This window comes from Cupriavidus basilensis (assembly GCF_029335485.1).
Taxonomy (GTDB): Bacteria; Pseudomonadota; Gammaproteobacteria; order Burkholderiales; family Burkholderiaceae; genus Cupriavidus; species Cupriavidus basilensis_E.
Genome location: NZ_JARJLM010000345.1, coordinates 1 through 8,313, shown reverse-complemented (window position 1 = coordinate 8,313; position 8,313 = coordinate 1). Strand labels below are relative to the sequence as shown.

Below are 8,313 nucleotides of genomic sequence, written 5' to 3'. Positions count from 1 at the left end.
ATATCCGCGAGCAGGGCGGCCAGACGCACTGAGGCGCTCAAGCCTGCGGCGGCGGCGTGTCGTCGTTGGCGGCAGCCTGCGCCGCCGCCTGCCGTCGCGCCTTGCGCCGCGCGCGCCGCAGGCTGCGGCGGTCCAGCTGGAATTGCTCGAAGCGCCAGATCAGGTAGAACAGCGCGAGGAACGGCCACATCCATCCCAGCCATTGCGACAGGCTGTTGAAGTGGATGAAGCGGCCCAGCCGCCAGCCCTGTTCGGAGATCCACGAATACGGGTTGGCCGGCAGCAGGTTGGCCAGCACCAGCAGCAGCAGTAGCACGGCCAGCGCCATCGCGCCACGCAGCCAGCGTGGCAGCCGCAACAGCAATACCAGCGCCAGCGAGCCGGTCAGCAGGGCGAAGCGCCCGCCCTCGGACAGCCAGTTGAAGGCATTGTCGTCGGGAAACTGCAGTTCGGCCACGGTGGCCTTGAGCAGCAGCGTGCCGGCCAGCAGGGCGGCCAGGATGCGCAGCATCGGCGCATGGCGGCGCATGGCGATCGAGGCGAACAGCCCGGTGCCGACCCATCCGCAAGCGGTCACCAGCGATTCCAGCAACTGCTGTCCCTGCACGTCGTCGGGCCGCAGCAGGCCAATGCCCTCGATCACGTCGGGCAGCGTCGGAAACACATTCTGCAGCCACTGCACGGGCCAGGAGTCCGGGTCGGTCAGCCACTCGCGCACGATGGCGCCCATGCCGAACAGGTGGTCCTGCGGGAAGATCTGCGCGAACGGCCACAACAGGATCAGGATGATGGCAAAGCTGGCGTGCGGCTCGAACCAGGCCAGGCGCAGCTGGCGCAGCCAGCCGCGGTCGATCAGCGCGGCGGCGAAGGGTGCCACCACCGCGCCGCCCAGCAAGGCCCCCAGCGCATTGGTCATCAGGTCGATATTGGACGAGACGCGGTTGGGTAGCCAGGTCTGCAGCGCTTCCATGGTGCCCGACAGCAGCGTGCCTGCGACCAGTGCCAGCAGCGTGGCGCGCCAGCCGGAGACGCGCGGGTGCAGGGCCAGCACCACCAGCGCGCCGAAGGGGCAATAGCCAAGCACATTGGTGATGAGGTCGAACTGGGTCAGGTAGCGCGGCTTGGGCGCGGTGAGGAACGCCAGCGGCGAGATGCCGTTGTCGGTCCAGCCGGTGAACGGGTGCAGGCTGCCGTAGATCACCAGCAGCGTGAAGCACAGCAGCCCTACCCGCGCCAGCGGGGAATGGCGCGGCGGGGGCGGCGGTACGGGAGGCGGCGTGGGAGCCGATGCCATGCGAAACCGGCTTACCGCAGCGGCAGCGTGGCCACCCAGTCGAGGATCGCCGCGATCGCGGCATCGCTGCCGGCGGCCAGCGCCTTGACGCCGCCGGCGCCGTCGGCGGTGGCCGCGGGCTGTGCCACCACGAAGGTCTTCTGCCCGATCAGCCCGTTGCGGAACACGGTCGCGCGCACCCGGATCACGCCGCGGCTGGCGCTGGCGCTGTCGAACACCTGCTCGAACTCCAGCATGTCAATCTTGAGCGCGGGCGCGGCGGTATCGCCGAACCAGGTCAGCGCGCCGCGCGAGGCCACTGCCTCGCGCAGGCGATCGTCGAACAGGCGTACCGGCGACATCACCCAGCGCTGCGTGGCATAGGGCTGCAGGCGCTCCGCCTGGGTGTAATGCAGGCGGTAATAGAGCGAGTTGCCGTCCAGCCAGGCGGGGCCGTCGGTCTGCGCCACGCGCATCTTGGGCAGCGGCGTGGATCCGGGGGCTGCACCGGCGGGCGGACCCAGGTCATAGGTGATGACGGGGGCGGAGGGCGTGAGCGCGCAGCCGCCCAGCAGCAAGCCGGCCAGTGCCATGCAGGCGGCCAGCCGGCGCGGCAGGCCGGCAGTCCCGGAAAGGTCCGGCCGGAGTTGGACGTGATGCATCATGGCTTGCCTCGGTTTGCCTGTAGGGCTCGGATTGCTCGAAGGATGCGGCGCGCCAGCCTGGCGCGCCAGGCGTGGAGCGATTGCGCGGGGGTGCGGCATGGTGGCTCCCGCTTCGGCTCAGGGTGCCTGGAAGCCAGGCTCGCCCGGGCCCGGCGTGGCCGCGGGGCCGCCAAACAGCACGCTGCGCGGGCTGTCGTTGAACTGGCTGGCGGCGCGGTCGATGCTGCGCATGGTCTGGCGCGCGTCGCGCGCGAGCCCGTTGACCTGCGGCAGCGTGTCCTGGGTGACGCCGCCGGCGGCGGACTGCACGGAATCGGCGGCGCCCTGGAGGTCGCGGCCGACGCGGTCGACGGTGCGCATCACGGTGCCGCTCGGGCTGGCCAGCTCCTGGGTCAGGCGGCGCGTCGAGGCCAGCGTGGCGTTCAGGTTATCGGCGACCTGCGGCAACTGGCGCACGGCAGGGTCGATCGCGCTGGCCAGGCGCGAGTAGTCGTCCGCGGTCTTGTGCACCGAGCGGATCGCGTCCATCAGGTCGCGCCGGTTGTCGGCCTGGAACATATCGTTGAGCGAGCCCATGATCGTTTCCAGCTGCGTCAGCAGCGAGTCGCCGCGCTTTTCCAGTTCCTCGAAGAAACCTGCCCGCATGGCGATGCGGGCCACCGACTTGGCGGAAGTCTGCAGGCGTGGCGATGGCGCCCCGCCGCCTTCCTGCGCGGTGGTGTCGTCGAGCTGCACGTAGCCGATCCCGGTCACACCCTGGAAGCCCAGCGTGGCATAGGTAGTGCTGGTAATGGGGGTGTCCTGGTTGACGCTGATGCGCACGATGATCTGGCCGGGCACGGCGGGATCGAAGCGGATCGACACGACTTTGCCCACGTCCAGCCCACGGTATTTGACGTCGGCCTGCGGCCCCAGCCCGTTGACGGTGGAGCGGGTGATCAGGTCGTAGGGCACGCGCACGGCGTGGTCGCTGCTGAACCAGAAGATCGCGAACATCACCAGGATGGCGAGGCCGATCGTGAACACGCCGGCCAGGAAGGCGTGTGACTTGTTTTCCATCATGCTTCTCCAGATTGCGGGCCCGCGGGCGCCGCCATGGGCGCCGCGGGCAGTGCCTGCATGGCACGCTGCCCGCGCTCGCCCAGGAAATATTCGCGGATGAACGGGTGGTCGATACGGGCCAGCTCCCGGATCGGCAGCGCCGCCAGCACCTTGCGGTCGGCCAGCACCGCGACGCGGTCCGACAGCGCCACCAGCGTGTCGAGGTCATGGGTCACCATCACCACGGTCAGGCCCAGCTCGCGGCGCAGTTCGCGGATCAGCGCCACATAGTCGTCCGAGGCCATCGGGTCCAGCCCGGCGGTAGGTTCGTCCAGGAACACCAGCTCGGGTTCCAGGGCCAGGGCCCGCGCCAGCGCCACGCGCTTGATCATGCCGCCGGACAGGTCGGACGGCATCTTGTCGGCGTCGCGCGCCGACAGCCCCACCAGTTGCAGCTTGAGCAGCGAAGCCGCGCAGATGAGATCGTCGGGCAGGCTGCGAAGTTCACGCAGCGGCAGGGCGATATTGTCGATCACCGATAGCGCGGAAAACAGCGCGCCGCGCTGGAACTGCAGGCCCCAGCGGTTGCGCAGGGCTTGCAGCCGGGCGGCGTCGAGCCGCGTCAGGTCCTCGCCGAACACGCGGATGGTGCCCGAGGTGGGCCGGTCCAGCCCCACGATCTGGCGTAGCAGCACGGTCTTGCCGGTGCCCGAGCCGCCCACGATGGACAAGACCTCGCCGCGGTAGACCTCGAGGTTGAGGTCGTCGTGCACCACCGCCTCGCCAAAGCGCTTGACCAGGTTGCGCACCTCGATCACGGTGGTCCGTCCGGCCAGCGGCCGGGCGCCGGCAGCCGGGGCATCGATAGCGGTTGTCATAGGCCGATATCCTTGAACAGGATGGCGAAGATCGCATCGGCCACGATCACCACGGTGATCGAGGTCACCACCGACGCAGTGGTGCCTTCGCCCAGGCTGCGCGTATTGGGCTGGATGCGCAAGCCGAAGTGGCAGGCGGTGAGCGCGATCAGGATGCCGAATACCACCCCCTTGCCCAGTCCCAGCCACAGGTTGGCGACCGGCACCGCATCGGGCAGCGCGCGCAGGAAGAAGGCAGCGCTGATATCCAGCTGGAAGTGGGCCGCCAGCATGCCGCCGGCCAGCGCCAGCACATCGGTCCAGGCCACCAGCAGCGGCATGGCGATGGCCAGCGCGATCACGCGCGGCATGATCAGCCGGAAACCGTGCGAAATGCCCATCACGCGCATGGCGTCGAGTTCCTCGGTGACCCGCATCACGCCGATCTGCGCCGTGATCGCCGAGCCCGAGCGGCCGGCGATCAGGATGGCCGCCAGCACCGGGCCCAGCTCGCGGATCACCGCCATGCCGAGAATGTTGACGATAAAGATGCTGGCGCCAAAGATGCGCAACTGGTTGGCCGACAGGTAGGACAGCACGATGCCGATCAGGAACCCCACCAGCGCGGTGATGCCGAGCGCCTTGTAGCCGACGTTGTAGATATTGGCCGAGATCTCGCGCCAGGGGCCGCGCTGCGGCGCGCGCGCCAGGCGCAGCAGGTCGAAGGTCAGCTGGCCCAGCATGGTCACGCCATTGCCGAGCTGCGAGAACATCGACAGCAGGGAAGCACCCAGCAGCGTCACCGGGTTGAACCGGTCCACCATGTGCTTTTTCCAGTTCTCCCGGCGCAGGCCGGCAATGCGGGAGAAGACGCGGCGCTGGGCTTCGTTGGCCTCGATCCGCTCGGGCAGCTTGCCGCCCCATGCCTGCCACATCAGCTGCGCGCCGATATGATCGAGCCGGCCGAGGCCGGCAAGCGACCAGCGCGAGTCCGCTGCAATGGCGTGCAACTCACCGCGTAGCGCGCGGGCATGGTGGCAGTCGGAGAGGGCAAGCGCGGTCCAGTCGCCGCGCAACCGCACTGTGGCCGCTCCGTCCAGGCGCGTCACTTCAATGGCTGGCGTGGTAATGCTGTCCAAAGGATGGGGGGATGTGATGGGCAAGTCCCGATTCTATGCCACCCGCAGGGTCAACGGGCGCCGGCACCGCCTCCGCGGTGGATTCGCGCAGCTACAATGCGGGCTGGATTTCCCGCGCGGGCGCTGGCAGCGCAGGCCTGGCCCCGTTCCGGCCGCGCTGGCGAGACGTTGCGAGATCTTGCGTGCCTGCGCCGCCGCCGCGTGTTGTCCGTGCTGTTTCAGGCTCTTTCCGTAGCCTTGCGTGCCTTCCGCGCTTTCTAGTGCCTTTTGCGTTGCCCACTGCCGATCCGATCCGCATGTCCACTGACCATTCTCCGCCGCCGCCCGCCTCGCCAGCCCAGGCCTGGCGCATCGATCCCGACCGCTTGCGCGCCGCGCTTACCGGCGCCGCGCGCGGCTGGTCCCTCGAGGTGGTCGACGAAACCGGCTCGACCAATGCCGACCTGACGCTGGCCAGCCGCAGCGCGCCCTGGACCGAGGCCGGCAAGCTGCGCCTGGCCTACCGCCAGACCGCCGGGCGCGGCCGCCAGGGCCGTCCCTGGCAGGGCCAGGCCGGACTGACGTTCTCGGTGGCGCTGCCCTTGCCGCTGGCGCCGGCGCAGCTCAGCGGGCTGAGCCTGGCGGTGGGGCTTGCGCTGGCCGAGGCGCTGGCCGCCTGCGATGCGCGGCTGGGCGCGGCCGTGGGGCTGAAGTGGCCGAATGACCTGCAGATCGACGGCCGCAAACTGGCCGGTATCCTGATCGAATCGGTGCCGGCCGGCCCGCAGCGGGTCTGGGCGGTGATCGGCATCGGCCTGAACCTGGTGCGCGACGCGCAAATGGAGGCCGCGCTCGGGCGCGGCCTGGCCGGTGTGACCGAATTCCTGCCGGACTGCGATCCCACCGCGCTGCTGGCCGCCGTGCTGAACCGGCTGGCGGCGATGCGCGAGGCATTCCTGGCGCAGGGCTTCGCGCCGATGGCGGCCCGCTGGTCGGCGCGCGACGCGTACCGCGACCAGCCGGTGCGCCTGCTGCACGATGGCCGCGTGCAGGCCGAGGGCCTGGCGCGCGGCGTGGACGGCGACGGCCACCTGCTGCTGGAAACGCCAGCGGGCCTGGAGCGCATCGCCAGCGGCGAAGTCTCGCTGCGCCCCGCGGACGACGCCACGGGTGCGGGAGCGGGTGTATGAGCGCGTCTTCAGCGGGCATGCCGCGCGTGCCGCAACTGCTGATCGATATCGGCAACACCCGCCTGAAATGGGCGTGGTGCGAGGATGCGCGGCGCGGCGCCGTGCTGCGCGAGGCGCCGCTGCCCACGCCGTGGCAGCACGGCGGCGCAGTGGCGCACGACCAGCTGGCCGCGCTGGTGGCGCAATGGGCCTCGCTGCGGGCTGCCGATCCCGGCGGCGCGCAGCCGCTGGTGTGGGTCAGCAATGTGGCCGGCGCGGCCATTGCCGCCAGCCTGCAGGCCACGCTGGACACCGTGTTCGGCGCTGGCGCCGGGGTGAACTGGGTACGCTCGGGCCCGCGCTTCGGCGGACTTACCAACGGCTACCGCGATCCCGCCCAGCTCGGCGTCGACCGCTGGATCGGCAGCATCGGCGCGCGTTGCTACCGGCCGCAGGGGGCGCTGCTGATCGTGACCGCCGGCACCGCCACCACGCTCGACGTGGTGAGCGCGCAGGACCGTTTCGAAGGCGGGCTGATCCTGCCGGGGCTGGACCTGATGCTGGGCGCGCTGGCGCGCAATACAGCCCAGTTGCCGGCGCTTGGTGTCGGCGATACCGGGCTGGCCGCGCCCTGGGCCGACAACACCCGCGATGCCATTGCCGCCGGTTGCCTGGCGGCGCAGGCCGGTGCGGTGGAGCGCACCTGGCGTGCCCTGGGCGAACGCGGCCCGGTCCGTTGCCTGCTGTCCGGCGGCGCGCGCCAGGTGCTGGCAAATGCGCTCTCCATGCCGTTCGAGATGCACGATAATCTCGTGCTGCTGGGCCTCCATGTGATGGCCTCGCAAAGCCGGAGCGGCACCCCGGACTGATTCTCCGGCAAGCCCTCCGGCAACCGTTCCCAAGCCCGACGATCCCCCCCGCATCGCCCCCATGCTCCAACGAAGCCTGTTCATCCTGCTGGTCCTGCTCAACGCACTGCTGCTGGCGGCCGTGCTGGGCGCGTTCGGTCCACAGCCGCTGGCCGGCTGGATGGAAAGCGAGCGGGAGCCCGAACGCGCCACGCAGCAGGCACGCCCCGAGCGCTTCCGCCAGATGAAGCAGCAAGAGGGCGCCCGGCCGGCATCGCCGTCCGGCGCGGCGCGCATCCAGCGCGTGGCGGCAGCGCCGGCGGACGAGGCCGCAGCGGCGGCTCAGGGCGCCAGTGCAACGCAGGCCGCGGCGTCCGCCATGGCTTGTGTCGAGATCGGCGGCTTCAGCGGGGAACTGGTACGCCGCGTGGCGGATGAACTGGCGGGCGCGCCGGCCGGTGCCTGGCGCGTGGAACAGTTCGAGCGGCGGGAGCAGGCGCGCTGGTGGGTCCACCTGCCGCCGCAGCCCTCGCGCGAAAACCTGCAGCGCAAGCTGGGCGAACTGCGCCGGCGCAATATCACCGACGTGTCGGTGGTCAGCGCGGGGACGCCTGAAACCTATACGGTCTCGCTGGGCTTGTTCGAGGAGCGCGAGCATGCCGAGCATTTCCTGGACAACCTGCGCGAACATGGCGTGCGCACCGCGGTGCTGAGCGATACGCCGCATGCGCTGACGCGCCAGTGGCTGCGCGTGCGCAATGCCGACCAGGCGCTGCGCACCCGGCTGGACGAGATGCGCCGGCGCTACGGCGTGCAGGATATGCTGAGCTGCGCCTGATAGCCGGCGCATTCACACCTTCGATGCCGCATGCGCGGCCTGCGCTTCCCGGGCGGAAGCGCTGCCGGTTCAAGCTCAGGCGCCCTGGCGGACCTTGTTCAGCAGCTTGGTGGTGGAACGGTCGTGCAGGAAGGCGATGGCGTGGGCCTGGCCGCCCCAGCTGCGCACCAGGCGCGTTTCTTCCAGCGTATCGATATCGTAATCGCCGCCCTTGACGTAGATGTCCGGACGCACCAGGCGGATCAGCTCGACCGGTGTCTTCTCGCGGAACATCGCCACCAGGTCCACCGACGCCAGCGCCGCGATCAGCGCCATGCGGTCAGTCTCGTGGTTGAGGGGACGGTCGTCGCCTTTGCCGAGCATGCGCACGGAGGCGTCGCTGTTGACGCCCACCACCAGGCTGGCGCCCAGCGCCCTGGCTTGCGCGAGGTAGCTGGCGTGACCGCGGTGGAGGATGTCGAAGACGCCGTTGGTGAAGACGATGGGGCGCGGGAGCGCGGCCAG

Annotated in this window: 9 protein-coding genes; 3 read left to right on the top strand and 6 right to left on the bottom strand. The window is 70.2% G+C overall.

Annotated elements, in window-relative coordinates:
- Positions 1-37: 37 nt before the first annotated feature.
- The 5 genes from P3W85_RS20210 to P3W85_RS20190 form a co-directional block, all read right to left on the bottom strand.
- Positions 38-1,294: a VanZ family protein gene (locus P3W85_RS20210; RefSeq protein ID WP_276266114.1), complete on the bottom strand. Its 1,257-nt coding sequence runs from the start codon at positions 1,292-1,294 to the stop codon at positions 38-40.
- 11 nt (positions 1,295-1,305) lie between these two features.
- Positions 1,306-1,866 (bottom strand): ABC-type transport auxiliary lipoprotein family protein, encoded by a 561-nt coding sequence (locus tag P3W85_RS20205; protein ID WP_276266115.1) that lies wholly within the window; start codon positions 1,864-1,866, stop codon positions 1,306-1,308.
- A 189-nt stretch (positions 1,867-2,055) separates the two neighbouring features.
- On the bottom strand, positions 2,056-3,000 hold the full coding sequence (locus tag P3W85_RS20200) for an MlaD family protein (RefSeq protein WP_276266113.1): 945 nt from the start codon (positions 2,998-3,000) through the stop codon (positions 2,056-2,058).
- Entirely contained in the window at positions 2,997-3,857 is an 861-nt protein-coding gene (locus P3W85_RS20195; RefSeq protein WP_017225950.1) for an ABC transporter ATP-binding protein, read from the bottom strand. Before P3W85_RS20195 ends, P3W85_RS20200 begins: the two co-directional genes overlap by 4 nt.
- The gene (locus tag P3W85_RS20190) at positions 3,854-4,975 is read right to left on the bottom strand and encodes an MlaE family ABC transporter permease (protein ID WP_035809700.1); all 1,122 of its coding nucleotides are present in this window, start codon (positions 4,973-4,975) and stop codon (positions 3,854-3,856) included. Before P3W85_RS20190 ends, P3W85_RS20195 begins: the two co-directional genes overlap by 4 nt.
- Positions 4,976-5,271: 296 nt before the next feature.
- On the opposite strand from P3W85_RS20190, the gene P3W85_RS20185 reads away from it, so the two are divergent.
- The 3 genes from P3W85_RS20185 (at position 5,272) to P3W85_RS20175 (ending at position 7,809) form a co-directional block, all read left to right on the top strand.
- Positions 5,272-6,144, top strand: coding sequence for a biotin--[acetyl-CoA-carboxylase] ligase (locus P3W85_RS20185; protein WP_276266112.1), 873 nt, complete (start codon positions 5,272-5,274; stop codon positions 6,142-6,144).
- Positions 6,141-6,992 (top strand): type III pantothenate kinase, encoded by an 852-nt coding sequence (locus P3W85_RS20180; protein ID WP_276266111.1) that lies wholly within the window; start codon positions 6,141-6,143, stop codon positions 6,990-6,992. Before P3W85_RS20185 ends, P3W85_RS20180 begins: the two co-directional genes overlap by 4 nt.
- A gap of 61 nt (positions 6,993-7,053) precedes the next feature.
- Positions 7,054-7,809 carry an SPOR domain-containing protein gene (locus tag P3W85_RS20175; protein ID WP_276266110.1) on the top strand — a complete coding sequence of 252 codons (756 nt, stop codon included), beginning with the start codon at positions 7,054-7,056 and terminating at the stop codon, positions 7,807-7,809.
- Positions 7,810-7,884: 75 nt separating this feature from the next.
- Here P3W85_RS20175 and rfaE2 read toward each other — a convergent pair.
- On the bottom strand, positions 7,885-8,313 hold a 429-nt coding region (gene rfaE2, locus P3W85_RS20170; RefSeq protein ID WP_276266109.1), incomplete at its 5' end, for a D-glycero-beta-D-manno-heptose 1-phosphate adenylyltransferase.

Bases quoted from the DNA above. Each gene is read 5' to 3' on its own strand.
- P3W85_RS20200 (WP_276266113.1), bottom strand. From the start codon at position 3,000: ATGATGGAAAACAAGTCACACGCCTTCCTGGCCGGCGTGTTCACGATC.
- P3W85_RS20195 (WP_017225950.1), bottom strand. From the start codon at position 3,857: ATGACAACCGCTATCGATGCCCCGGCTGCCGGCGCCCGGCCGCTGGCC.
- P3W85_RS20175 (WP_276266110.1), top strand. From the start codon at position 7,054: ATGCTCCAACGAAGCCTGTTCATCCTGCTGGTCCTGCTCAACGCACTG.
- P3W85_RS20210 (WP_276266114.1), bottom strand. From the start codon at position 1,294: ATGGCATCGGCTCCCACGCCGCCTCCCGTACCGCCGCCCCCGCCGCGC.
- P3W85_RS20185 (WP_276266112.1), top strand. From the start codon at position 5,272: ATGTCCACTGACCATTCTCCGCCGCCGCCCGCCTCGCCAGCCCAGGCC.
- P3W85_RS20205 (WP_276266115.1), bottom strand. From the start codon at position 1,866: ATGGCACTGGCCGGCTTGCTGCTGGGCGGCTGCGCGCTCACGCCCTCC.
- P3W85_RS20180 (WP_276266111.1), top strand. From the start codon at position 6,141: ATGAGCGCGTCTTCAGCGGGCATGCCGCGCGTGCCGCAACTGCTGATC.